Origin of the sequence: Streptosporangium sp. NPDC049248, assembly GCF_040678965.1 — a bacterium.
GTDB lineage: Bacteria > Actinomycetota > Actinomycetes > Streptosporangiales > Streptosporangiaceae > Streptosporangium > Streptosporangium fukuiense.
The window spans coordinates 130,230-153,882 of sequence record NZ_JBFAQY010000020.1 but is presented as its reverse complement, the minus strand read 5'-3'; the positions used below and the strand labels follow the sequence as shown (position 1 = coordinate 153,882).

Sequence of the window (23,653 nt, the reverse complement as noted above, 5' to 3'; positions counted from 1 at the left end):
ACGGGGCCTTTCCGCACAAGGGAAAGCGGTGCTCCCCGACCGGAGGGCGGGCACAGCGCGGATCACGTTGCATGATCACGGTCGTCGCCGGTACTGTGGCGACATGCGATACCAGGTTGCCCTTCGGTGGTGGCGCCGCTTCTAGGCGGCGCAGGTTTCGCATTCGCGAGCAGACAGACGGCCGCCCAGGGAGGCGGCCTTCTCTGCGTCCGCTCCCTCTGGGCATCAGGGAAATCAAAGGGGCGATAACGCAGTGGAGACGAGCCGATATACCACCGCCGGCGGCGTGGGGATCGAGGTCACCGCGTCCGACGTGCCGGAGACGGTGCTTGAGGACGTCGTCACGACGCTCGGTGAGCGCCGTGGTGGAGTGCTCTCCTCCGGGATGGAGTATCCCGGCCGCTACAGCCGATGGCACCTCGCCTACGTCGATCCCTGCCTGGAGATCGTGGCCAGGGGACGCAGGATCTCCGCCCGCGCGCTGAACGCCCGCGGCAGGGTGGTGCTGCCCGCCGTCGTGTCCTGCCTGCTGGCGGCGGGCAAGCCCGTCGAGGAGCCGACAGGCGATTTCGTCGAGGTGTACGTGGCGGAGTCCGAGGACATCCTCCCCGAGGAGATGCGCAGCCGCCGTCCCACGGTCTTCACCGCGATCCGCGAGGTCATCGCCGTGTTCAAGGGCGAGGACGAGCACCTGGGCCTGTACGGCTCCTTCGGCTACGACCTGGCCTTCCAGTTCGAGCCGATCAGGCAGGTCCTGCCGCGGGGCGCCGACCAGCGCGACCTCGTGCTGCACCTGCCCGACCGGGTGATGGTGATCGACCGCAAGCGGGAGACCAGCAAGGAGTTCCGCTACGAGTTCACGGTGGACGGCCTCTCCACCCACGGGCTCGCCCGCGAGGGGGAGGTCGTACCGCTGCCCCCCGCGCCGTCCGAGCTCCCGGCCGACCCGGAGAAGGGCTCCTATGCCCAGGTGGTGGCCGCGGCCAAGGAGAAGTTCGTCCGTGGCGACCTGTTCGAGGTCGTTCCCGGTCAGGTCTTCCACGCGCCCTGCACCGACCCGGCGGCCTTCTACCGGGAACTGCGCCAGATCAATCCGGCACCGTACGAGTTCCTGTTCAACCTCGGCGAGGGCGAGCACCTGGTCGGCGCCTCCCCGGAGATGTACGTCCGGGTCAGCGGCGACCGCGTCGAGACCTGCCCCATCTCCGGCACCATCGCCAGGGGCAGCAACCCGGTCGAGGACGCCGACGCGATCCGTACCCTCCTGTCCAGCGTCAAGGAGGAGTCGGAGCTGACCATGTGCACGGACGTGGACCGCAACGACAAGTCGCGCGTCTGCGTGCCGGGGACGGTCCGGGTGATCGGGCGGCGCCAGATCGAGATGTACTCCAGGCTGATCCACACCGTCGACCACATCGAGGGCAGGCTACGGCCGGAGTTCGACGCGCTCGACGCCTTCCTCACCCACATGTGGGCCGTCACCGTCACCGGTGCCCCCAAGACCTGGGCCATGCAGTTCATCGAGGACCACGAGGCCACCACCCGCCGCTGGTACGGCGGAGCCGTCGGCTACATCGGCTTCGACGGCTCGATGAACACCGGCCTGACCCTGCGCACCGCGCAGATCCGCGGCGGGGTCGCCACCGTCAGGGCCGGGGCCACGCTGCTGTTCGACTCCGACCCCGCCTCCGAGGAGCGGGAGACCGAGCTCAAGGCCAGCGCCCTGCTGGGTGCTCTGGCGGCGGTCGGCGTGGGCCCGCAGGCGCAGGCCGAGCCCCGGGCGGCCGCGGCACCGCCGGGAAGCGGGATGAAGGTCCTGCTCGTCGACCACGAGGACTCCTTCGTCAACACCCTCGCCGACTACTTCCGCCAGCAGGACGCCGAGGTCGTCACGCTCCGGCACGGCTTCCCCGTCACGATGATCGACGAGATCGCGCCGTCCCTGGTGGTGCTGTCGCCGGGTCCCGGCTGGCCCTCCGACTTCGGGCTCCCGGCCCTGATCGACGCCCTCTACGAGCGCGACCTGCCGGTGTTCGGCGTCTGCCTCGGACTGCAGGGCATGGTGGAGCAGGCGGGCGGCACGCTGGAGTTGCTGTCCCACCCCGAGCACGGCAAGCGTGGCCGGGTCCGGCGGCTGGGCGACAGCGCCCTGCTCGACGGGCTCCCCGAGGAGTTCACCGCCGCGCGCTACCACTCGGTCCACGCCAAGCGGCCGGGTGTCGCCGGTTTCACCACCACCGCGCTCACCCCCGACGGCGCGGTGATGGCGATCGAGGACGTGGAGCGGCGCCGCTTCGCGGTGCAGTTCCACCCCGAGTCGATCCTCACCGCGGAGGGAGGCGCGGGAGCGAAGATCATCGCCAACGTTCTCCGGCTCTGCCGCACGCCCGGGTAAAGAGCCGGTATTTCGAACCCGGCCCTCACCCCGGATGACCATCATGTTCGGCAAGGGGATTGCCGGGTTCACCCGGCAGGTGAATCGCTTCTCCGCCAAGGTCCTTGGGATCGAAACGGCCAGGCCTTGGCCGTCGCCCACCTCGGCCGAGGAGAGGCGGGAAGCCACCCCCTCCGGGGAGCGGAGAAGTCACGGAGTTCTCCCCGTCGCAGGGACCGCAGGGGTGACGGCCGGATCCGGCCGCCGCCCCCGCGACCGGGGGAGGAGCGGGCATGAGGTCGGACGGTGTGCTGCCCGTCGAGCTGCCCGACGCCGTACGGGAGGCGCTGCTGGCGCCGCTGGTCGACCAGAACTGCCACGGCGTGCGCCGTGACGACCTGACCAGGGCCCGGTTCGAGACGCTGCTCAGCGACGCGGGAACTCCGGCACCCCCGGGCACCACCCACTTCGACACCCCCGTCGGCACCGCGGTCCGTCGCTGGTGCGCACCCGTCCTCGGTCTCGCCCCGCACGTGCCGCCGGCCGTGTACCTGGCCCGCCGGGCGGAGTTGGGCGCCACCGAGGTGAACCGGCGACTGCTGGGCGCCGCCGGGATAGCCACCTTCCTGTTCGACGGATTCGACCACTTCGACGGCCCGAACGGTGGTCCCGACAGTGGTCCCGACGGTGACCTCGGCGGGCCCGAGGTGCTGCCGCCGGCCGAGATGGGCCACGCGGGCGGCGCCGGCACCGCGCGGGTCGTCCACATCGAGCGGGCCGAGGAGGAGGTGGCCAGGACCGCGGCCTCGGGGGTCTCCTACATCTCGGCCCTCGCCCAGATCCTCGCCGCGCGGGCCGTCCGCGCCGTCGCGCTGAAGTCGGTCACGGCCCACAGGTCCGGGCTCCATCTCGACCCGGCCAGGCCGAGCCGGGGAGCGGTGATCGCGGCGGCCACCCGGCGGCTGGCCTGCCCGGGCGAGCGGCTCGTCGACCAGGTGCTCCTGCGCCACCTGCTCTGGACGGCCGTCGACGTGGCCAGGGAGTACGGGCGGCCGCTGCAGTTCCACACCGGCCACCCCCACTACGGCGGCGCGCGCCAGGGAGCCCATGCCGGTCGCGGCGGCCGCGTGGACGTCGGTGCCTTCGGGACTCCCGACGTCGTCGAAGGCCACGCGGTCCCCGGCCGGTACGGCACGGGTCCGGCACCGATGACCGGCTTCATCGTGGCCGTGCAGCCGATGGGCGTGCCCGTCGTCCTGCTGCACTGTCACCCGTTCCACCGCCGGGCGGCCTACCTCGCCGGTGTGCTCCCGCATGTCTACGTCGACGTGGGCGCGGCGCTGACCCGCAGCGCCACGGGCTCGGCCGCGGTCATGGCGGAACTGCTCGAACTGGCGCCGTTCCACAAGCAGTTGTTCGGCTCCGGCGGCCACGGCGTGGCGGAGACCTGTCACCTTGGCGCCCTGCACTACCGGCGAGGGCTGGCCGGGGCGCTCGCCGCGCGACTGGCCGACGGCGAGTGGAGCGTCTCGGACGCCGTCCGGGTGGCTCAGATGATCGGCTCGGGCAACGCCCGCCGGATCTACCGGTTGTGAGCGGCGCCCGTCTTCGGGGCGGCGGAGGAGCCTTCGCCGTTACGGCTACGATATGCGCGACCGACGAGGCGACGAGGGGGATCCAGGTGACGGGCGATGAGGCAGAGGCACGTTTTCTTGACGACGTGACCGTGGAGTTGGTCAAGCACAGCGCCTCCGACTCCGACGTGCTCTGGGCGGCGCGGGTCTCGACCGCGGGGGAACAGTCCCTGGAGGAGGTCGGCAAGGATCCCGCGCGGTCCAGAGGGCTGATCAACTTCCTGATGCGCGACCGGCATGGCAGCCCCTTCGAGCACAACTCGATGACCTTCCTGGTCAGCGCGCCGATCTTCGTCTTCCGCGAATTTCACCGCCACAGGGTCGGATGGTCATATAACGAGGAAAGTGGGCGTTATCGCGAGCTTCAGCCCAATTTCTATGTTCCTGGGGTGGAGCGGAAGCTGGTTCAGGAAGGCCGGCCGGGTAAGTACGTCTTCGCCGAGGGCAGCGCCGAGCAGCACAAGCTCGTCACCGAGGCGATGGAGGCGTCCTACCGGCAGTCCTACGCCGCCTACCGGGAGATGCTGGAGGCCGGCATCGCCCGCGAGGTGGCCAGGGCGGTGCTGCCCGTCGGGCTGTTCTCCTCGATGTACGCCACCTGCAACGCCCGTTCGCTCATGCACTTCCTCTCCCTGCGTACCAAGAACGAGCAGGCCAAGGTGCCCTCGTTCCCGCAGCGTGAGATCGAGATGGTGGCGGAGAAGATGGAGGCCGCCTGGGCGACGCTGATGCCCCTGACGCACGAGGCCTTCGTGGCCGGCGGCAGGGTCGCCCCCTAGGTCCTGTCGCCCGCCGGGTCTTCGGCACGCGGCCTGAGGTCTCGCGTGGACGTGGCCCGGGGCGCGGGCGGGTCAGCTCGTGGTCTCCTGGCGGCGCGAGAGGGTGGGCAGGACGAGAATCTCGGCCCCCGGGGGCAGTGCGCAGTCGAGGCCGCCGAGATGCCGGGCGTTCTCGCCGCAGACGAACATGCTGATATGGCGGCGGATGCTCCCGTAGTCGTCGCGGAGCCGTTGCTCCAGGGACGGGTGCGTGCGGCGGAGCGTGTCGAGGGCGGAACCCAGCGTGGGATCGCCGCCCTCGTGATCGGCGACGGCGAAGACGCGGACCTCGGTGTTCTCGCCGGCCCAGTGCCGCAGGGGGGCGGGAAGCATGAAGGTCACCAGCGTGACGGGTCTGGCCATCGGTTCAGAGCGCCGGGTGGCGCGGGGCGGGCGGGGCCGGTGCGCCCGAGGGACGGGTGCCGCGGCCGGAAATGGCCGTATGCCGGAGGCGGGCATGGCCCTGACCTTGGAGGGCCCGCCGCCGGTGGAGGGGACCGGGGGCGGATTCGTGCGGATGGACGGCTGTGGAGACGTGCGGGGAACGGGGGCGGCGGTCGAGAGGGGGGCACGGGCTGTGAGGGGGGCAGTCGTGCATGACCATCTCCTTTCGGATTGGGCCTCATGCTGCCATGCCATACCGTGTCCCGCCGGACTCTATGGAATTTGCGTGATCACTTTGGGGGATTAATCCTGATTGTCGGTCAAGGCTCGCCCTGCGCGATGTCCCGGTGGATGTGGGCCAGGGGCATCCCGCCCCGCTGGAGCCGGTGGACCGTCTCGTTGACCATGGCGGTCGGGCCGCAGACGTAGGCCTCGTGTTCGGACCAGGAGTGGAACCGCTCCATCACCTCGGCCACCTGGCCCCGCATGCCGTCGTACCCGGGTTGTCCGGAGACCACGGGGAGCACCCGCAGCCACGGGAAGGCCGACGCCATCCGGAACAGGTCGGTCAGGTCGTAGAGTTCCCCGGCGGTGCGGGCGCCGTGGAGCAGGTGGATGTTGGGGCGGCGCCCGGAGCCGATCACATGCTCCAGGATGGCCTTGATCGGTGCCAGGCCGGTGCCGCCGGCCACGCACAGGAGGTCGCGTCCGGAGTCGGTGGGAACCATGGTGCCGATCGGGGGCCCCAGCATCAGGTTGTCTCCGATCCGGGTGCGCTGGACCAGCGTGGTGGAGACCCAGCCGCCGGAGACCGCGCGGACGTGCAGGCGGATCGTGTTGTCATCCCGGGGCGCGTTCGCGATGGAGAAGGCGCGCCAGACACGTGGCCAGCGCGCGGTCTGCACGCTGACGTACTGGCCGGGCAGGTAGGGCAGGTCCTGGTCGAGCCGTAAGGTGATCACCGCGATGTCCGGGGTGCGGAGTTCGTGGTCGATCACCTCGGCCAGCCACCAGGCGGGCGACACCCCTGCGTCGGACTCGGCCGATTCGATCATGAGATTGGCGGCGGCGGTGTAGGCGGCGGTCCATGCCGCCTCTATCTCGGGGGTCCAGATCTCGGCGGCGAAGCGCCTGACCGTGGCCAGGAGCGCGTTGCCGATCGCGGTGTAGTGCTCGGCGAGCACGCCGTACTTCCGGTGGTCGCGGCCGAGCTGACCCAGAAACGAGGCCAGACCGTCGGGACTGTCCAGGCTCCAGACGATTCTGGTCAGCGCGCCGAACAGGCGGTCGCGCTGTACGTCCATCGCCGGCGGGAACATCGTCCGCAGGTGCGGGCTCTCGGCGAACAGGCGTCCGTAGAAGTATGCCGCGGCCTTGTCCGCGACCGGTTCGACGATGGCGAAGCTTTCCTTGACGAGACGCGGATTCAAAGACATTTAACGAACCCACCCTAATTGATCGGCTCAAAGTCCGATCACGCAGATCCACCTCCCTGACGGCTCCGGGTGACGAGCGACCGGCAGCCCCGGCTCACCTGGTCACTCGAAATTCGAGTCTTCCATCACCGGGTAGGCGTCACAACCATTTCTCAGCAATATGGCGGGAAATCTAACTATCCGTAATTAGGGAGTTATTTTGGGTGACCGGGCAATCCGGTTCGAGGAAAGTAGGCGAATAATAATCACGTTCGTTTTGAGCGGTGGGCTCGCTGTTCGAGAGACTTTCCGTCATTCCGGAGTTTCGGGTGGCCGGGGGCGCTACGGCGGCAGGGACTCCCGGCGGGGCGACACCGACGCCTCGACGCCTCCCGCGGCCGACCGGGCCCGGCGGGTAAGGTGCCGACCATGCCGTTGCACCCGCAGGCCGAGGCCTACCTGAAGACTTTCCAGACAGACCTCGGTGTCCCGCTCTCCACACTCACCGCCGAGACGATCGTCGCGATGCGGGCCCTCGACGCCTTCGCCGAGCAACGTGGTCCGATCATCCCGCTCCCGCTGGTCAGGGATGACGTCGTCGCGGGCGTGCCGGTCCGCGTCTACCGGCCGGCGGAGGACGGCCGCCCCCTCCCGGCGATCGTCTACTTTCACGGCGGAGGCTGGGTCTTCGGCAGCGTCGACCGCAACGACGCCCTCGGCCGTGACCTCGCGGTGCGCAACGGGGCGGTGGTGATCTCGGTCGACTACCGGCTCGCCCCCGACCACCCCTTCCCCGCCGCGGCCGACGACGCCTGGAGCGTCGTCCGGGACGTCTTCGGCCGCCCCGGCGTCTACGGGGCCGATCCCGAGCGCATCGCGGTCTGCGGAGACAGCGCCGGGGGCAACCTGGCCGCCGTGGCCGCCTGGCAGGCCAGGGATGCCGGGTTCGGGCTGGCCCACCAGCTGCTCGTCTACCCGATAGCCGACGTGGCCATGGACACCGGGAGCTACCGCGCCTACGCCAGCGGCTTCGGGCTCGGCGCCGACGAGATGGCCTGGTTCGTCGCGCAGTACGGCGGCGATCCGGTCGACCCCCGGCTGGCTCCCGTCCGGCTGGCCGACAAGGCCGGTCTGGCCCCGGCGACGGTGATCACCGCCGAGTGCGACCCGCTCTGTGACGAGGGTGAGGAGTACGCCGCCCAGCTGGCCGCGGCCGGGGTGCCGGTCGAGGTCAGGAGGTACGAGGGGGCGATCCACGGCTTCTTCGGCCTGCCGGGCTTCTTCGACCAGGCGACCGAGGCCCGCGAGTACGCCGCGGCCCGTCTCGCGGAGGCTTTCAAATAGGGGGTGCGCCCTGCCCGGCTCCGGCCGGGCGGGCGCACCCGGCGATCAGGTCAGAAGCTCCTGGGAAGTCCGAGCACCTGGGTGGCCAGATAGTTGAGCAGGAGTTCCTCGGTGACGGGGGCGACCTTGCCGATGCGGGCGTCGGCCAGCAGGCGGGCCACCGGGTACTCCAGCGAGTAGGCCATGCCGCCGTGCGTCTGGAACGCGTGGTCGGCCGCCTCCCAGGCCGCCTGGGAGGCGGTCAGCTTGGCGATGTTGGCCTCGGTGCCGCAGGGCAACTGCCTGTCGAACAGCCAGGCGGCCTTGTACAGCATCAGCCTGGCCAGCTCGATCTTGGCCTTGACCTGGGCGAGAGGGAAGGCGATGGCCTGGTTGGCGCCGATCGGACGGCCGAACACCTCGCGCTCCTTGGCGTACTGCACGGCCACCCGCAGCGCCACCTCGGCGCCGCCGAGCGCGGAGGCGGCCAGCAGGACGCGCTCGGGGTTGAGGATGTCCCACAGCACCAGCGCGCCCTGATCGACCTCACCGACCACGTTCCTCTCCGGGACCCGCAGGTCGTCTATGAAGACCATGTTGGACGGGGTGGTGTTGGCGCCCATCTTCGGGATGGGCTGGAAGGAGAGCCGACCGGCCGCGACGGCCTCGGGGACGTTCACCAGCAGGACGGTCAGGCCGTTGGTGCGGGGCTTGGCCTCGGCGGCCGGGATGGTCCGGGTGACCAGGAGCATCCAGGTGGCGCGCTGCACGCCGGTGATCCAGATCTTCTGGCCGTTGACGACGAACTCCGCCCCGTCGCGACGGGCGGAGGTGGAGATGCCCAGGGCGTTGGACCCGGCGTCGGGCTCGGTCAGCGCGAAGCAGGTCTCCAACTCGCCGGTGGCCAGCCCGGGCAGCAGTTCGTCGCGCTGCCAGGGGCTGCCGTGCCTGGCCAGGGTCATGGCGCCGAACCCGGGGGTGAGCACGTAGGTGAACGCCGAGCCGCCGGCCGAGCCGGAGGCCGACAGGGTCTCGGTGGCCACGGCCAGCTCCAGCAGGCCCTGACCGCCGCCCCCGTACTCCTCGGGCACGGCCAGGCCGAGCCAGCCGCCCTTGGCCAGATCCTGCCAGACCTCCTCCGGCCAGCGTTTCTCGCTCTCGCACCGCTGCCAGTAGTCCAGGTCGTAGCGCGCGCAGATGTCGCCGACGCCGCGTTGGACGGCGAGGGCGCTCTCCGGAAGTGTGAAGTCCACGGTGACCAACTCCATTCTAGTTGCGCGCGCAATCGTAGAACGAAGTTCGGTAAGCCTCCAGGGCCACCGGGACGCGGGGATCAGTTCTGCTGGACGGCACCCAGGCGCGGCCTGCGCGTGTGGTAGACGAAGGCGGGCGGTACGTTGCCCCACACCGTGCGGCCCGCGACGACCTCCTCGAAGGTGTCGACCAGGCGCTTCCTGAAACGCCGTGCGGGAGGAAGGTGCTTGGCGAAACTGTAGGCGAAGGTGGTGAAGGCCGTGTGCGGACCCATGATCGCGATGACCGCGTCCAGCAGGCGGCCCTGTGTCTCCTCGGAGAACGAGGCCCAGGGGAGCCCGCTCACGATCACGTCGGCCCTGGGGAGACCGCGCTCCCGCAGCAGTTGGGGCAGCCGCGCCGCGTCATCGGTCACGACGTCCACCCCGGGGTTCCTGGCGGCGAGGAAATCGGCCAGCCTGGGGTTGATCTCGACGGCCATGTGGTGCCCCCGGCCCCCCAGCCTGCGCTGGATCTCCGCGGTGAACACACCGGTGCCCGGGCCGAGTTCGACGATCACCGGATCCCCCCGGTGGGGGACCGGCGAGGCCACCGCCTCGGCGAGCCGCCGCGAGCTCGGCGCCACCGCTCCGACGGTGCCCGGCGAGCGAATCCACTGCCCAAGAAAGAGCGTGGTGTCATTGGTCATGCTGTGAAGCGTAAAGGGTGCGCCGGGGCGTCGCGCGCGTCATTTCGGTACGATTTTCGGTCGCGTGCGAGGCGGCGCCCCCGGCCGGTGAACGCACACCGGACGGAGAATCCGCCAAGAGGTGGACAGCGAGGTCAGCCCCCAGGGTGACGATCGGCTGACGCCCCGCGGCCACGATGTGTTCCGAACCAGTCATCCAAGGTTAAGGACACATCACATGCAGGAGGTCATCTCCCCACTGAGGCCGGCGGGGAATCGCCCGGTCCCCGCGGGCCTGCTGTACGGCCTGCGCATCCTGGTCGTCGCCCAGGCGGCCGGCCTCATCGCCGCCGCCTCGTTCGCCGGCCAGGCGGTGCACGGCGGGGAGGCGCTGGCCGAGACCCACGTGCTGGCCGGGATGGTGGTGCACCTGATCGCACTGCTGCAGATCGTCGTGGCCGTCATGGTCTGGCGCCCCGGACGCGGTGCCGGCTGGCCCGCGCTGGCCAGCGTCGGCCTCTTCCTGGTCGGCATGGCACAGCACTTCAGCTGGGAGGCGCTCGGCACCCACGTCCCCAGCGGGCTGGCCCTGTTCGGGATGACCGTCGCGGTGCTCGTCTGGGCCTGGTCCCCGGGCGCCGCCGCGCGCCGCTCCTGATCCGGGCGGCGTCTCCGGGATCGGATGACGCCGCCGATCGGAACCACGCCGCCGCGCGGCCGCGGCGGCGTGGTTCCCCGCACTCCTCCCACCTCGCCTCCGGCCGCCGCCCCGGGCTCTGTCGCGCCCCCGGGCGCCCCCTGGTCGCGCGCCCGGCGGTCCGGCCCCGTGCCCTCGCCGGACGGCCGTACGGCCCGTGTGAGCCCCGCACGGGTAGGGTCGCATCAGGCACGGGGGAGGGAGACGGACCGGTGAATCCGGAAGCATCGGGAGCCGAAGATCGAATTTGGACGGTTCCCAACGCGTTGAGCCTGGCCAGGCTCCTGGGGGTGCCGGTCTTCCTCTGGCTGGTGCTGGGCCCGAAGGCCGACGGCTGGGCCGTCGCGCTGCTGATGCTGGCGGGGTTCTCCGACTGGCTCGACGGCAAGATCGCCCGCGCCTGGAACCAGACCAGCCGGCTCGGCCGCCTGCTCGACCCGCTGGCCGACCGGCTCTACATCCTGGCCACCCTGTTCGGCCTCGCCATGCGCGAGATCATCCCCTGGTGGCTGGCACTGGCCGTCCCGCTGCGCGACGTGATGCTGCTGGGCATCCCGCTCATCCTGCGCCGCCTCGGCTACGGCCCGGCGCTGCCCGTGCACTTCCTCGGCAAGGCCGCCACCGCCAACCTCCTCTACGCCTTCCCCCTGCTCTTCCTCGCCCACCACGACGCCTGGTACGCCGATCCCGCCCGGATCGTCGGCTGGTCCCTGGCCATCTGGGGCACAGGCCTGTACTGGTGGTCCGGAGTGCTGTATTGGGTACAGGTGCGTCAGCTGACAAGCGAGGCCAAACGCCTTAAGAGGTGATCTGTGAAGGCCGTCGTCATGGCGGGCGGGGAGGGGACACGGCTCCGGCCGATGACCGCGAACCAGCCCAAGCCTCTCCTGCCCGTGATCAATCGGCCGATCATGGAGCACGTGCTGCGCCTCCTGAAACGGCACGGTTTCACCGAGACGGTGGTCACCGTGCAGTTCCTGGCGGCCCTGGTCCGCAACTACTTCGGCGACGGCGACGAGCTCGGCATGAGCCTGCACTACGCCACCGAGGACACGCCGCTCGGCACCGCGGGCAGCGTCAAGAACGCCGCGGACCGGCTGCGCGACGACCGCTTCCTGGTCATCTCCGGCGACGCGCTGACGGACATCGACCTGACGGACATGATCCGCTTCCATCGCGAGAACGGCGCGATGGTCACGATCGGGCTCAAGCGCGTTCCCAACCCGCTGGAGTTCGGCATCGTCATCGTCGACGATCACGGGCGGGTGGAGCGCTTCCTGGAGAAGCCCACCTGGGGCCAGGTCTTCTCCGACACCGTCAACACCGGCATCTACGTGATGGAGCCCGAGGTCCTCGACGAGATCGCGGCGGGGGAGTCCGTCGACTGGTCGGGAGACGTGTTCCCCCGGCTGCTGGAGCGCGGAGCCCCGCTGTACGGCTACGTGGCCGACGGCTACTGGGAGGACGTCGGCACCCACGAGAGCTACCTCAAGGCCCAGGCCGACGTCCTGTCGGGCCGGGTCAGGGTCGACATCGACGCCTTCGAGGTCTCGCCGGGCGTCTGGGTGGCCGAGGGAGCCTCGGTCGACACCGACGCCATCCTCAAGGGCCCGCTCTACGTCGGCGACTACGCCAAGGTCGAGGCGGGGGCCGAGCTGCGCGAGTACACCGTGCTGGGCAGCAACGCGGTGGTCAGGGAGGGGGCCTTCCTGCACCGCGCGGTCGTCCACGACAACGTCTACATCGGGCCCAGCGCCCACCTGCGCGGCTGCGTGATCGGCAAGAACACCGACCTGATGACCGCGGCCAGGGTCGAGGAGGGCGCCGTCATCGGCGACGAGTGCATCATCGAGGCCGAGGCGTACATCTCCTCCGGCGTCAAGATCTACCCGTTCAAGACCATCGAGGCCGGGGCGGTGATCAACAACAGCGTCATCTGGGAGCCGCGCGCCCAGCGCAACCTGTTCGGCCCCCGGGGGGTCTCCGGGCTGGTCAACGTGGAGATCACCCCCGAGCTGTGCGTGCGGCTCGCCAGCGCCTACGCCACCACCCTGAAGAAGGGCGCCTCGGTCATCACCTCCCGCGACTCCTCCCGCGCCGCGCGGGCGCTGAAGCGGGCCGTGATCAGCGCCCTCAACGCCAGTGCGATCAACGTGCTCGACCTGGAGGCGTCCCCGCTCCCCGTGGCGCGCTTCCACACCGCCAGGGAGAACGCGGTGGGCGGCATCGCGCTGCGCACCACCCCCGGCGACCCGCAGAGCGTCGACATCGTCTTCATGGACGAGCACGGCGCGGACCTGTCGCCGCCGGCCCAGCGCAAGCTGGACCGGGTCTTCTCCCGGCAGGAGTTCCGCCGCGCCTTCCCCGGTGAGATCGCCGAGCTGAGCTTCCCCGCCAGGGCGGTGGAGGACTACACGCACGAGCTGCTCCGCCTGGTCGACATCAGCGGGGTCCGCGACGCCGACATGAAGGTCGTGGTCGACTGCGCGGGAGGCACCTCCTCGCTGGTGCTGCCCAGTCTGCTCGGCCGGGTCGGGGTGGACGTGCTGACCGTCAACAACCGGCTGGACGACGCCTCGCCCACCGAGACCCTCGCCGAGCGCCGTCGCGACCTGCAGCGCCTGTCGGAGCTCGTCAGCTCCTCCAGGGCGGCCTTCGGGGTGCGTTTCGACCCGGTGGGGGAGCGGGTCGCGCTGGTGGACGAGATGGGCCAGCTGATCAGTGAGGAGCGCGCCCTGCTGGTGGTGCTCGATCTGGTCGCGGCCGAGCGCCGCGGCGGCAGGGTGGCACTGCCGGTCACCACCACCCGGGTGGCAGAGCAGGTCTGCAGGTTCCACGGGGTCCAGGCCGAGTGGACGTCCACCGCGATCGACGCGCTCACCGCCGCCGCCAGGGGTCCGGAGATGATCTTCGCGGCCGACGGGCGCGGCGGTTTCATCGTGCCCGAGTTCGGCCCCACGGTGGACGGTCTGGCGGTGTTCCTGCGCCTGCTCGGGCTGGTGGCCAGGACCCGGCTCTCGCTCAGCCAGATCGACGCCAGGATACCCGAGGCCAAGCTGCTGCGCCGTACCGTGCCGACTCCGTGGGCGGCCAAGGGGGCGGTGATGCGCTCGGTCATCGAGGCCGCCGAGCACCACCGCATCGACACCACCGACGGGGTGCGGGTCGTCTCGGAGGACGGCAGCTGGACCCTGGTGCTGCCCGACCCGACCGAGGCGGTGACCCACCTGTGGGCCGAGGGGTTCGACGTCGACTCCGCCCAGACCCTGATCGAGCGCTGGGCGCGGGTGGTGGAGGAGGCCGCCGGGGGTTGAGGCGGCCCGCGCGACAAATACCGCGCGGCGCCATGGACCAGGGGCAGTGTCCCCTGTAACTTTGTCACCGACCGTACCCGCGGTTCAGCGTCAACCTTGACCTTCGCGCCTCATCACTGTATGTTGCGGCATTCGCAGTCTGAGAAAACCCTTGAGAAGCGAAGAAGCGAGGCGCGCATCACTGAGCACAGTTGCCGCGTCTTCGCGGTAGGAGGCCGAGCCGATCGATGCCGAGCGTCTACTGCACGCAGTGCGGTCATGCCAATCCTGAGGATGCCCGTTTCTGTTCACGATGCGGGTCGCCGCTTACCAGGTCCGACACACCCGGAGACAGCACATCGACGATCTCCCTCTCCGGGATCGAGGCCTACGAGGCGGAGACCGGTGAGACGCTTCTCGCCGAGCGGCAGGCCGTCGAGCAGTTGCCCGCCGGCACCGCGTTGCTGGTCGCGATGCGCGGCCCCAACGCCGGCAGCCGGTTCCTGCTCGACAGCGACCTCACCACGGTGGGCCGCCACCCCGAGAGCGACATCTTCCTCGACGACATCACGGTCTCGCGCCGTCACGTGGAGTTCTACCGGCGCGGCGGCGGTGTCTTCACGGTCCGCGACGTCGGTAGCCTGAACGGCACGTACGTCAATCGTGAGCGCATCGAGGAGGTCCCGCTGTACGGCGGGGACGAGGTGCAGATCGGCAAGTTCCGCCTCGTCTTCCTCACCCGCGGCGCCGCTGGAGGATGATGAGCTCGCAGGCCGCTCGTGCGCACATGAGCATCGGGGAGGTGCTCGCTCTCCTGCAGGGCGAGTTCCCCGATGTCAGCATCTCCAAGATTCGCTTCCTGGAGGGCGAGGGGCTGATCGAGCCGGAGCGCAGTCCCTCCGGTTATCGCAAGTTCACCTACGCCGACGTCGAGCGGCTCCGCTACATCCTCAGCGAGCAGCGTGATCGCTACCTGCCGCTGCGCGTGATCAAGGATCATCTGGAGGCGGCCGACCGCGAGGAGCGCCCGGCGGCCCGGCCGCGGGCCGTCCCCGACGACGCGCCCCCCGAGGTCCGTCTCACCCGCGAGGAGTTCCTCGCCGCCGCCGAGCTCGACGAGGAGACCCTCACGGAGCTGGAGGACTACGGTCTGCTGGCCGCCGTGGCCCGCTACTACGACGCCGAGGCACTGGTCGTGGCCCGCAGTGTGGGCGCCCTGGCCGCCTTCGGCCTGCGCGCCCGCCACCTGCGGGCGGTCAAGGCCGCCGCGGAACGCGAGGCGGGACTGGTGGAACAGGCCGTCGCCCCGCTGCTGCGCCGTCGCGGCCCCGGCGCGATCGACCAGGCGGACGAGACGGCGAGGGAGATCTCCGGTCTCCTGCTGGAATTGCACGCCTCGTTGCTGCGTTCCGGAGTCCGTGGGGCACTGGGCCGGTGAGAGCCTGACCAGGCACTCGTACCCCCACGAGTGTTACGTTGAACAAACCGGTCGGAATCCAGCGAAGACGGAGCAGCCCGTGTTGCAGATGGAGGTCGTGGGCGTTCGAGTTGAAATGCCCTCCAACCAGCCGATCGTCTTGCTGAAAGAGACGCATGGGGAGCGTTACCTACCTATCTGGATCGGCATGACGGAAGCCACGGCGATCGCCATGGCCCAGGCCGAGGAACCACCACCCCGGCCACTTACCCATGACCTGTTCCGGGACGTGCTCGAGGGGCTCGGAGTCAGGTTGAGCACTGTCAACATCGTCGCTTTACGCGACGGCATCTTCTTCGCGGATCTCGTGTTCTCCAACGGGGTCGAGGTGAGCGCGCGTCCTTCCGACTCGATCGCCTTGGCACTTCGCACCGGCGCACGTATCTTCGCGAGTGAGGATGTGGTACGGGAGGCAGGGGTGATCATCCCTGACGACCAGGAGGACGAGGTGGAGAAGTTCAGGGAGTTCCTTGACACGATCACGCCTGAGGACTTCGGCCGCGCGGGGTAGGAATTTCGGTGCATTTACGCTTCACGACGCGCCGGGTGGGGTCGTTGACTGGACTTGGCCCCAGTCCTACGGTGCAAGTGAAACCTGCGGTCGTGCGTAAACCCCCAGATCAGGCCGTGGGATGAGAGAAAGCCGGAGGTCCGCGTGGCGGTCAGCAGCGGCGAGGGTAGAAACGCCGACCAGGATGACCCGGAACGGCGCCAGTCGGCACGTCAGCGCGCGGGTGAAGAGGGTCTGCTGTTCGACGGGGAACCGGTGAAAGTACCCGCCGACATCGGCTACAGGGGGCCGACGGCCTGTTCGGCGGCAGGAATCACCTACCGGCAACTCGACTACTGGGCGCGGACCGGCCTGGTCGAGCCCACCGTGAGAGCCGCCCACGGCTCCGGCTCCCAGCGGCTGTACGGCTTCCGTGACATTCTGGTCCTCAAGGTTGTCAAGCGCCTCCTCGACACCGGCGTCTCCCTCCAGCAGATCCGCATCGCCGTGCAGCACCTGCGGGAGCGGGGCGTCAACGACCTGGCCCAGATCACTCTGATGAGCGACGGGGTGAGCGTCTACGAGTGCACCTCGCCCGACGAGGTCATCGACCTGCTCCAGGGTGGCCAGGGAGTCTTCGGTATCGCGCTGGGACGGGTGTGGCAGGAGGTGGAGGGCTCCCTCGCGGATCTTCCCGGCGAACGCGCGGAGTCGGGCGGGGGCCCTTTAGGCGATCATCAGGCCGATGAGTTGGCCCGTCGCCGCCGAGCGCGACGAACCGGGTAAACTCGGACTTGCCGCTGACCCTGTGCGGGAGAGACCCCGACCGCGATCGGGGCGCCGAAGGAGCAACCTCCCCGGAATCTCTCAGGCACCCTGTACCGCACGGACGAGGCAACTCTGGAAAGCAGGCGCGCCCGCCAGGCGCGTCTCACCGACGGTGCAAGCCTCCCGGCAAGGGCAGGTGAAGCTCTCAGGTAGCGACCACGTCGTGATGACAGTCGTGATGACAGAGGGGGAGAGCCGGCATACGCCCGCGCCCAGCACCGGTCTCCACCCCGCCCGAGAGGCTTCTCATGACCGATCTGTCATCGCTCAGCGAACTCGCTCCCCCGCCGTTCGCGACCCGTCACATCGGGCCCGACGACGCCGACCAGACCCGCATGCTGGAGGCGGTCGGATTCGCCTCCGTCGCCGACCTGGTCGCGGTGGCCGTGCCCGAGGCGATCCGCTCCTTCGCCCGGCTGGGTCTGCCCCCGGCGGCAGGAGAGTCCGAGACCCTCGCCGAGCTGCGAGTCCTCGCCGGGCGCAACACGCTGCTCACCTCGATGATCGGCCTGGGCTACCACGACACGATCACCCCGGGCGTCATCCGCCGCAACCTCCTGGAGAATCCGGGCTGGTACACCGCCTACACGCCCTACCAGCCGGAGATCTCCCAGGGCCGGCTGGAGGCCCTGATCAACTTCCAGACCGTCGTCTCCGACCTGACCGCCCTCGACGTCGCGGGGGCCTCCCTGCTGGACGAGGCCACCGCCGCGGCCGAGGCGATGACCCTGGCCCGCCGCGCGGGCCGCACCCCGTCGAAGGTGTTCGTGGTCGACGCCGACGCGCTGCCGCAGACCAAGGCGGTGTTGCGCACCCGTGCCGAGCCGCTCGGCATCGAGCTGGTCGAGAGCGACCTCACCGGGGAGCTTCCCGACTGCTTCGGCGTGCTCGTGCAGTACCCCGGCGCCAGCGGCAGGATCCGCGACTTCCGAGCCGTCGCCGACGCCGCCCACGCGCGCGGTGCCCAGGTGGTCGCCGCCGCGGACCTGCTCGCCCTCACCCTCCTGGCCGCGCCGGGCGAGCTCGGCGCCGACATCGCGATCGGCTCCTCGCAGCGCTTCGGCGTCCCCCTCGGCTTCGGCGGTCCGCACGCCGCCTACATGGCGGTCCGTGACGGCCTCCAGCGCCAGCTGCCCGGCCGCCTGGTCGGCGTCTCCCAGGACGTCGAGGGACGTCCCGCCTACCGGCTCGCGCTCCAGACCCGTGAGCAGCACATCCGCCGCGAGAAGGCCACCAGCAACATCTGCACCGCGCAGGTGCTGCTCGCCGTGATCGCCGGCATGTACGCCGTCTACCACGGCCCCGAGGGGCTGCGCAGGATCGGCCGCCGCGTCCACCGGCACGCCGTCGTGCTCGCCGAGGGGCTGCGCCAGGGCGGCGTCGAGGTGGTCCACGACACCTTCTTCGACACCGTGCTCGCCCGGGTGCCCGGGCGCGCCGCCGAAGTCGTCGCCGCGGCCCGGGAGAACGGCGTCAACCTGCGCCTGGTCGACGCCGACCACGTGGGCGTCACCTGCGACGAGAGGACCGAGGTGCTCCATCTGGAGCAGGTCCTGGCCGCCTTCGAGGTCAGCGGCACCGTGCTGGCCGACCTGGACGCCGCCGCGCACGACGCGCTGCCCGGCGCGCTGGCGCGGGTCAGCGACTACCTCACCCACCCGGTCTTCCACAGCCACCGCTCCGAGACGGCCATGCTGCGCTATCTGCGCAGGCTCCAGGACAAGGACGTCGCGCTGGACCGGTCGATGATCCCGCTGGGCTCCTGCACCATGAAGCTCAACGCGACCACCGAGATGGAGCCGATCACCTGGCCGGAGTTCGCCGGGCTGCACCCGTACGCGCCGGAGGACCAGGCGGCGGGCTACGCCGAGCTGGTCGGGGAGCTGGAGCGCTGGCTGGCCGAGGTCACCGGTTATGACGCGGTGTCGATCCAGCCGAACGCCGGCTCCCAGGGCGAGTTCGCCGGCCTTCTGGCGATCCGCGCCTACCATACGGCGCGTGGCGAGTCGGATCGTGACGTCTGCCTGATCCCCTCGTCCGCGCACGGTACCAACGCCGCCAGCGCCGTGATGGCCGGCATGCGCGTCGCCGTGGTCGCCTGCGACGACAACGGCAACGTGGACCTCGACGACCTCGTCGCGAAGATCGAAAAGCACCGCGACCGGCTTGCCGCGATCATGGTGACCTACCCGTCCACGCACGGCGTGTACGAGGAGACGATCGTCGATGTCTGCGAGCTGGTACACGAGGCCGGTGGGCAGGTCTACGTCGACGGCGCGAACCTCAACGCTCTGGTCGGCCTGGCCAGGCCGGGCGAGTTCGGGGCGGACGTCTCCCACCTCAACCTGCACAAGACCTTCTGCATCCCGCACGGCGGCGGCGGCCCCGGTGTCGGCCCGGTCGCGGTCCGCGCCCACCTGGCCGACTACCTGCCAGGCCACCCGCTGCGCGGCGGCTCGGCGGTCGGCCCGGTCTCGGCCGCACCGTACGGCTCCGCCGGCATCCTGCCCATCTCCTGGGCCTACATCCGGATGATGGGCGCCGACGGGCTGAAGGCGGCCACCGAGCAGGCCATCCTGTCGGCCAACTACCTGGCCCGCAGGCTCGCTCCCCACTTCCCGGTTCTCTACACCGGCCGCGGCGGCCTCGTCGCCCACGAGTGCATCATCGATCTGCGCCAGATCACCAAGGAGACCGGCGTGACGGTCGACGACGTGGCCAAGCGCCTCGTCGACTACGGTTTCCACGCCCCGACCATGTCCTTCCCGGTGGCCGGCACGTTGATGATCGAGCCGACCGAGAGCGAGGACCTGGCCGAGCTCGACCGGTTCTGCGAGGCGATGATCGCGATTCGCGGTGAGATCGAGAAGGTCGCCTCCGGCGCCTACGACAGGGTCGACAACCCGCTGCGCAACGCCCCGCACACGGCCGGCAGCCTCGTCGCCGACGAGTGGGGGCACCCCTACACCCGCACCGAGGCGGCCTACCCGTTGCCCTCGCTGCGCGAGGGCAAGTACTGGTCGCCGGTCCGCCGCATCGACCAGGCCTACGGCGACCGCAACCTGGTGTGCTCCTGCCCGCCCCTGGAGGCGTACGAAGACTGATCCTCGCCGCGGCCCGCATCTCGCGAGAACCGCGTATCCGTAGGGAATGCGGGAGGACGGACGGCGCCCCGAGTCGTTAGGCTCGGGGCGTCTCCGTATCCGGGAAGGACCCTGCATGCCTGAGGTGGACACCCGTCCCTTGGACACCGCGCGAAGACTGGCCGAGTCCGGCGACCTCGACGGCGCCGCCGTGATCTTCGCGGAGCTGGCCGCCGACCCCGACGAGCCCGATCGGGCACAGGCGGCGGTGGGTCTCGCCGTGGTGCTCCAGGAGCGCGGAGACGTGCCGGGTTCCCGCGCGGCCGCGCGCACCGCGCTGGCGACAGGGCACCCGGAGTTCGCCGCCCAGGCCGCCTGCCTGCTCGCGGGGAGCTTCGAGCGGGAGGGGATGGCCGACCAGGCCCGCGCCGCCTGGCAGGCCGCGCTGGGCGTCGGCCACCCCGCCTACGTCCCGTCGGCGCACATGGCCCTCGCCAGACTCGCCACGGGCGCGGAGGAGGCCGAACGGTCGCTGCGTGAGGCGTTGGCCACCGGAGACCCGGAGGTCGCTCCTCGTGCCGCTCAGCGGCTGGCGGAGGCGCTCATCGAGGAGGGCGAGCCGGGGGAGGCCGCCCAGGTGCTGCTGGAGGCGCTCTCGGTGCCGGACGCGGCCGAGGTGCCGAGGCTGCGGGTGATGCTCGGCATCGCCCACCTGGAGCTGGCGTGCGCCGAGTTCTCCGGTGCGATCGAGGAGGGCGGCGATGTCGAGACCGGCGCGCTGGCCATCGAGCTCCTGGCCCGCACGCTCCCGCTCAGAGGACGCGGCGAGGACGCCGAGCGCGTCTGGCGCTACGGCCTCGACAGTGCCGACGCCGACCTCGCCGGTGAGGTCCGCCTCCGCCGGGGCCGCGACGTCTGAGTCGCGCGACGTCCGAATCCCGTGGCGCCTGACCCCTGGGACCCCTGGGACGGCTGGGCCCGGACCCCGGGGCGGGGTCCGGCGGGCGGTCCGGAACGGTCAGTCGCGTTCCCGCCGGCGGCTCAGGGCGTGGGCGACGTTGATCGCGACGATGCCGCCCCAGGCCAGCAGCAGTCCGGCGCTGCCCGCCTCGGCCGCCGCGATGGCGGTCAGCGGGATGCCGAAGCCCATCGAGCCGAGCGCGATCGGGATCGAGGGGTTCCCGGCCTTGCGCGCCCCGCGCGCCCCGGCGGCGTGCATCTCGGCGTGCACCCGGTGGGCGATGGTCGCGTCCAGGCGTGACACGAACGACTCGATGAGGGCGGTCTCGTACTCCGGGCCGAGATCACGGCGGGCCTCGAGAGTGGCGCGCATGTCCTGGCGGATATCTTGGTAGTCCTGCACTCTTCGATTGTTCTCCCGCGCCCGGCCGACGGGCATCAGTCGTTAGGACGAGATCCGTGTCCATCTCCGAGCCCATGTCCGGCCCGGCTACCGTCCCGCCTCTGGAGATCGCGACCCCGCACGGCCCGGCCCTGGTGGAGATCGACGAGGTGGCCACCCCGCGCTTCCTGCTGGTGCTCACCCACGGCTCGGCCGGGGGAGTGGACGCCCCCGACCTGCTGGCGGTGCGGGACGCCGTGACGGCGGTCGGCGGGACCGTCGCACGGGTGCTCCAGCCGTTCCGGATGCGCGGTGCCCGGGCGCCGGGTTCGGCGGCCAGACAGGACGAGGCGTGGGAGACGCTGGTGGCCGTCCTGCACGAGCGCTACCCGGGGCTGCCGCTCGCGCAGGGCGGGAGGAGTAACGGGGCCAGGGTCGCCTGCCGTACGGCCCGCCGGGTCGGGGCCCGCCTGGTCGTCGCGCTGGCCTTTCCGTTGCACCCGCCGGGCAGGCCGGAGCGGTCACGCGCCGGGGAGCTGCGCGCGGCGGGTGTGGACGTGCTGGTGGTGAACGGAGACCGGGACCCGTTCGGCGTGCCCGAAGCGGCGGATGCCGCGCGCCTGGTCGTGCTGCCGGGACAGGGCCACGACCTCGGGAAGGACCCTGCCAGGGTGGGCGAGGTGGTCGCCGAATGGCTCGACGCGAGGATGCGGCCGGGCCCGGTGTGAGTTCGGTGTGAGTGCCGTCAGGCGACGCCGGCCAGTGGCCGGTGCGGCTCGATGACGGCGCCGTCGGGGAGGAGCTCGCCGGTGTCTTCGAACAGCACCACACCGTTGCAGAGCAGGCTCCAGCCCTGCTCGGGGTGGGCCGCCATGGTGCGGGCGGCTTCGCGGTCCAGCGCCTCGGCGGGCGGACAGGACGGCTCGTGCGGGCACATCGGCGTGCCTCCGGATCTCTCGTGTCGGCTCGCCCGGGTCACACCGGGTACGGGGTGGGCATCGGGCATCCGGCGGGCACCGTCACCGATGGGTCTCCGTTCCCACGCATGACGGGGACGAGCATCTGAATGTTGACATATGGCCATGCGAGCCCTGATAGAGCGAGGCTCGCACATCAAGCAGATCAAGTGTGCGATCGATCGCACCTCGGCGACATAGCCCGTTAGGACTGTTTACGAACTGGTAGAGGGCCAGTCCGTCAGGGCTTTATCGGGGGATGTGACCTATAACACAGCATGCCTCATATAAGGATATTCGGCCAAGGGCGACACGCCGCGAGTCGGGTAAACGATCGATTACAACTTCCTGACGTGCGCCGATGCGGGCCTTCGCCGCTTACCGGCTACCGCCTGCCCAGGCCGGCCAGGAGCGCGTCCAGCCCGTACTCGAAGTCGGTGTCCGCCCCGGGGCTGCCGCCTCCCTGCGAGGGGGGGCGCCACGGCTCGTTCTCGTCGCCGGAGGGCTCGGCCCAGCCCGACTGCTGCACCTCCACCGCCACCGCGCCGAAGACGTAGGCCCTCAGCGCCCGCACCGCTCCCGCCGCGTCGGCCAGCCCCGCGTCGGCCAGTTGGTCGGTCTGCTCCCTGATCGCGATCGCGGCCCGGCCTCTCGGGGGCTTGGTCAGGGCCAGCGCCAGCACCCCCGGGTGCTCCCTGAGCGCGGCGCGGCTCGCCCGGCACCAGGCCCTCGCGCTCTCCTGCCAGCTCTCGCCGGGCTCGACGTGGACCGTGGTGACATGCTCGGCCAGCGCGTCCATGAGGGCGTCCTTGCCGCGGGGCAGGTGGTGGTAGATGGCCATCGCCTCCACCTGGAGCGCGTCGCCCAGCCGTCGCATGGTCAGGCGCCGGAGCCCCTGGCCGTCGGCGATGTGGAGGGCGGCGTCGATGATGCGCTCCCTGGAGAGCGGGATGGGTGGTCGCTTGGCAGGCATGGGGGCATCCTGTCACCGGTGACCTTACTGCGTAAAGGAAGGCGCGCCGGACAGATCGATCCGCTTCGCACACGGCCGTTCCGTGCGCGCCCGATACCGGGAGCCGGCTCCCGGCACGGCCGATCCCGAGTACCTGAGGTGGGGACGAACGGCGTAGGCTACGACCGGTGACCTGCCGGAGGCGACCCGGCGACCGGTGAGAGAGGGCAGAAGATGGCGTTTTTCCGACCGAGCGTGAGCCGGGAGGCGGAGGTTCGCTACCACGCTGACCAGGAGGTCGGGAAGGGCTTCCCCGAGCTTCTGGAGAAGGCGCGCGCGGCCGAGGCCGACCTGCGCCGGGCGCAGGCCGACCTGGCTTCCGTGCAGGAACTGCGAGCCGCCGGGCTGGCCTTCGACAGGGCGCTGACCGAGGCTCTGCGCGCGGCCGAGGCCAACCAGCGTGCGACGTTCGGCATCAAGTCGTACGACGACCGCATCCGCCGTCGCAAGGGCAGGGCCACCCCCCGGGGTGCCGAGTGGACCGCCGAGGTGAACCGCCTGCGCACCCTGCGCGAGCAGAACCGGCTGACCGGCATTCCCCGGGTCCCGCGCCCGGTGGTCGCCGCCGCCCCCCGGGACCGGCGGGGGGGGCGGGGGAGGGGCGGC

At 70.7% G+C, this 23,653-nt stretch carries 22 protein-coding genes and 1 riboswitch; of the genes, 15 read left to right on the top strand and 7 right to left on the bottom strand.

Going from position 1 to position 23,653, the window contains the following annotated elements; genetic code table 11:
* Positions 1 to 253: 253 nt before the first annotated feature.
* The 3 genes from AB0K21_RS30395 to thyX all read left to right on the top strand — a co-directional run bounded on the left by AB0K21_RS30395 (position 254) and on the right by thyX (position 4,787).
* On the top strand, positions 254 to 2,395 hold the full coding sequence (locus tag AB0K21_RS30395) for an anthranilate synthase component I (RefSeq protein WP_364155125.1): 2,142 nt from the start codon (positions 254 to 256) through the stop codon (positions 2,393 to 2,395).
* 272 nt (positions 2,396 to 2,667) lie between these two features.
* Positions 2,668 to 3,969: an amidohydrolase family protein gene (locus AB0K21_RS30390; protein ID WP_364155123.1), complete on the top strand. Its 1,302-nt coding sequence runs from the start codon at positions 2,668 to 2,670 to the stop codon at positions 3,967 to 3,969.
* A gap of 86 nt (positions 3,970 to 4,055) precedes the next feature.
* Complete coding sequence (gene thyX / locus AB0K21_RS30385) at positions 4,056 to 4,787, top strand: FAD-dependent thymidylate synthase (protein ID WP_364155121.1); 732 nt, start codon at positions 4,056 to 4,058, stop codon at positions 4,785 to 4,787.
* 72 nt (positions 4,788 to 4,859) lie between these two features.
* Here the strand turns inward: thyX and AB0K21_RS30380 are convergent, their stop codons facing one another.
* Positions 4,860 to 5,189: a molybdopterin synthase sulfur carrier subunit gene (locus AB0K21_RS30380; RefSeq protein WP_343978401.1), complete on the bottom strand. Its 330-nt coding sequence runs from the start codon at positions 5,187 to 5,189 to the stop codon at positions 4,860 to 4,862.
* A gap of 341 nt (positions 5,190 to 5,530) precedes the next feature.
* Complete coding sequence (locus tag AB0K21_RS30375; protein WP_364155118.1) at positions 5,531 to 6,646, bottom strand: globin domain-containing protein; 1,116 nt, start codon at positions 6,644 to 6,646, stop codon at positions 5,531 to 5,533.
* Between the two features lie 408 nt (positions 6,647 to 7,054).
* Between AB0K21_RS30375 and AB0K21_RS30370 the strand changes: the two genes are divergently transcribed.
* Complete coding sequence (locus AB0K21_RS30370) at positions 7,055 to 7,969, top strand: alpha/beta hydrolase (RefSeq protein ID WP_343978395.1); 915 nt, start codon at positions 7,055 to 7,057, stop codon at positions 7,967 to 7,969.
* 50 nt (positions 7,970 to 8,019) lie between these two features.
* Here the strand turns inward: AB0K21_RS30370 and AB0K21_RS30365 are convergent, their stop codons facing one another.
* A complete protein-coding gene (locus AB0K21_RS30365; protein WP_343978392.1) occupies positions 8,020 to 9,201 on the bottom strand; it encodes an acyl-CoA dehydrogenase family protein in 1,182 nt (393 codons plus the stop codon).
* Between the two features lie 80 nt (positions 9,202 to 9,281).
* Complete coding sequence (locus AB0K21_RS30360; RefSeq protein ID WP_343978389.1) at positions 9,282 to 9,890, bottom strand: SAM-dependent methyltransferase; 609 nt, start codon at positions 9,888 to 9,890, stop codon at positions 9,282 to 9,284.
* Positions 9,891 to 10,107: 217 nt separating this feature from the next.
* On the opposite strand from AB0K21_RS30360, the gene AB0K21_RS30355 reads away from it, so the two are divergent.
* From AB0K21_RS30355 to AB0K21_RS30315, 9 genes are all read left to right on the top strand, one after another.
* Positions 10,108 to 10,527, top strand: a complete 420-nt coding sequence (locus AB0K21_RS30355) for a hypothetical protein (protein ID WP_343978386.1) — start codon at positions 10,108 to 10,110, stop codon at positions 10,525 to 10,527.
* A gap of 251 nt (positions 10,528 to 10,778) precedes the next feature.
* On the top strand, positions 10,779 to 11,375 hold the full coding sequence (locus tag AB0K21_RS30350; RefSeq protein ID WP_343978383.1) for a CDP-alcohol phosphatidyltransferase family protein: 597 nt from the start codon (positions 10,779 to 10,781) through the stop codon (positions 11,373 to 11,375).
* Positions 11,376 to 11,378: 3 nt separating this feature from the next.
* The gene (locus tag AB0K21_RS30345) at positions 11,379 to 13,880 is read left to right on the top strand and encodes a mannose-1-phosphate guanyltransferase (protein WP_364155115.1); all 2,502 of its coding nucleotides are present in this window, start codon (positions 11,379 to 11,381) and stop codon (positions 13,878 to 13,880) included.
* Between the two features lie 227 nt (positions 13,881 to 14,107).
* On the top strand, positions 14,108 to 14,620 hold the full coding sequence (locus AB0K21_RS30340) for an FHA domain-containing protein (RefSeq protein ID WP_343978377.1): 513 nt from the start codon (positions 14,108 to 14,110) through the stop codon (positions 14,618 to 14,620).
* Positions 14,620 to 15,297 carry a MerR family transcriptional regulator gene (locus tag AB0K21_RS30335; protein ID WP_030915022.1) on the top strand — a complete coding sequence of 226 codons (678 nt, stop codon included), beginning with the start codon at positions 14,620 to 14,622 and terminating at the stop codon, positions 15,295 to 15,297. The genes AB0K21_RS30340 and AB0K21_RS30335 overlap by 1 nt, the downstream gene beginning before the upstream one ends.
* A 79-nt stretch (positions 15,298 to 15,376) precedes the next feature.
* Positions 15,377 to 15,847: a bifunctional nuclease family protein gene (locus AB0K21_RS30330; RefSeq protein WP_326639501.1), complete on the top strand. Its 471-nt coding sequence runs from the start codon at positions 15,377 to 15,379 to the stop codon at positions 15,845 to 15,847.
* Positions 15,848 to 15,991: 144 nt separating this feature from the next.
* Positions 15,992 to 16,612, top strand: a complete 621-nt coding sequence (locus AB0K21_RS30325) for a MerR family transcriptional regulator (protein WP_343978365.1) — start codon at positions 15,992 to 15,994, stop codon at positions 16,610 to 16,612.
* 15 nt (positions 16,613 to 16,627) lie between these two features.
* A riboswitch (glycine riboswitch) is annotated at positions 16,628 to 16,720 on the top strand.
* Between the two features lie 182 nt (positions 16,721 to 16,902).
* A complete protein-coding gene (gene gcvP / locus AB0K21_RS30320) occupies positions 16,903 to 19,758 on the top strand; it encodes an aminomethyl-transferring glycine dehydrogenase (protein ID WP_343978362.1) in 2,856 nt (951 codons plus the stop codon).
* A 115-nt stretch (positions 19,759 to 19,873) separates the two neighbouring features.
* Positions 19,874 to 20,656: a hypothetical protein gene (locus AB0K21_RS30315; RefSeq protein ID WP_343978359.1), complete on the top strand. Its 783-nt coding sequence runs from the start codon at positions 19,874 to 19,876 to the stop codon at positions 20,654 to 20,656.
* 99 nt (positions 20,657 to 20,755) lie between these two features.
* Here the strand turns inward: AB0K21_RS30315 and AB0K21_RS30310 are convergent, their stop codons facing one another.
* Positions 20,756 to 21,070 carry a hypothetical protein gene (locus AB0K21_RS30310; protein WP_343978355.1) on the bottom strand — a complete coding sequence of 105 codons (315 nt, stop codon included), beginning with the start codon at positions 21,068 to 21,070 and terminating at the stop codon, positions 20,756 to 20,758.
* Positions 21,071 to 21,174: 104 nt separating this feature from the next.
* Between AB0K21_RS30310 and AB0K21_RS30305 the strand changes: the two genes are divergently transcribed.
* Entirely contained in the window at positions 21,175 to 21,807 is a 633-nt protein-coding gene (locus AB0K21_RS30305) for an alpha/beta family hydrolase (protein ID WP_364155143.1), read from the top strand.
* Positions 21,808 to 21,824: 17 nt separating this feature from the next.
* On the opposite strand, the gene AB0K21_RS30300 is transcribed toward AB0K21_RS30305, so the two are convergent.
* Positions 21,825 to 22,016: a DUF5999 family protein gene (locus AB0K21_RS30300; protein WP_030915037.1), complete on the bottom strand. Its 192-nt coding sequence runs from the start codon at positions 22,014 to 22,016 to the stop codon at positions 21,825 to 21,827.
* 404 nt (positions 22,017 to 22,420) lie between these two features.
* Complete coding sequence (locus AB0K21_RS30295) at positions 22,421 to 23,008, bottom strand: TetR/AcrR family transcriptional regulator C-terminal domain-containing protein (RefSeq protein WP_343978350.1); 588 nt, start codon at positions 23,006 to 23,008, stop codon at positions 22,421 to 22,423.
* 213 nt (positions 23,009 to 23,221) lie between these two features.
* On the opposite strand from AB0K21_RS30295, the gene AB0K21_RS30290 reads away from it, so the two are divergent.
* On the top strand, positions 23,222 to 23,653 hold a 432-nt coding region (locus AB0K21_RS30290), incomplete at its 3' end, for a hypothetical protein (protein ID WP_364155110.1).

Excerpts from the sequence above, each read along its gene's own strand:
- AB0K21_RS30390 (WP_364155123.1), top strand. The coding sequence starts at position 2,668 with ATGAGGTCGGACGGTGTGCTGCCCGTCGAGCTGCCCGACGCCGTACGG.
- AB0K21_RS30380 (WP_343978401.1), bottom strand. The coding sequence starts at position 5,189 with ATGGCCAGACCCGTCACGCTGGTGACCTTCATGCTTCCCGCCCCCCTG.
- AB0K21_RS30375 (WP_364155118.1), bottom strand. The coding sequence starts at position 6,646 with ATGTCTTTGAATCCGCGTCTCGTCAAGGAAAGCTTCGCCATCGTCGAA.
- AB0K21_RS30370 (WP_343978395.1), top strand. The coding sequence starts at position 7,055 with ATGCCGTTGCACCCGCAGGCCGAGGCCTACCTGAAGACTTTCCAGACA.
- AB0K21_RS30360 (WP_343978389.1), bottom strand. The coding sequence starts at position 9,890 with ATGACCAATGACACCACGCTCTTTCTTGGGCAGTGGATTCGCTCGCCG.
- AB0K21_RS30355 (WP_343978386.1), top strand. The coding sequence starts at position 10,108 with ATGCAGGAGGTCATCTCCCCACTGAGGCCGGCGGGGAATCGCCCGGTC.
- AB0K21_RS30340 (WP_343978377.1), top strand. The coding sequence starts at position 14,108 with ATGCCGAGCGTCTACTGCACGCAGTGCGGTCATGCCAATCCTGAGGAT.
- AB0K21_RS30335 (WP_030915022.1), top strand. The coding sequence starts at position 14,620 with ATGAGCTCGCAGGCCGCTCGTGCGCACATGAGCATCGGGGAGGTGCTC.
- gcvP (WP_343978362.1), top strand. The coding sequence starts at position 16,903 with ATGACCGATCTGTCATCGCTCAGCGAACTCGCTCCCCCGCCGTTCGCG.
- AB0K21_RS30315 (WP_343978359.1), top strand. The coding sequence starts at position 19,874 with ATGCCTGAGGTGGACACCCGTCCCTTGGACACCGCGCGAAGACTGGCC.
- AB0K21_RS30310 (WP_343978355.1), bottom strand. The coding sequence starts at position 21,070 with ATGCGCGCCACTCTCGAGGCCCGCCGTGATCTCGGCCCGGAGTACGAG.
- AB0K21_RS30305 (WP_364155143.1), top strand. The coding sequence starts at position 21,175 with ATGTCCGGCCCGGCTACCGTCCCGCCTCTGGAGATCGCGACCCCGCAC.
- AB0K21_RS30300 (WP_030915037.1), bottom strand. The coding sequence starts at position 22,016 with ATGTGCCCGCACGAGCCGTCCTGTCCGCCCGCCGAGGCGCTGGACCGC.
- AB0K21_RS30295 (WP_343978350.1), bottom strand. The coding sequence starts at position 23,008 with ATGCCTGCCAAGCGACCACCCATCCCGCTCTCCAGGGAGCGCATCATC.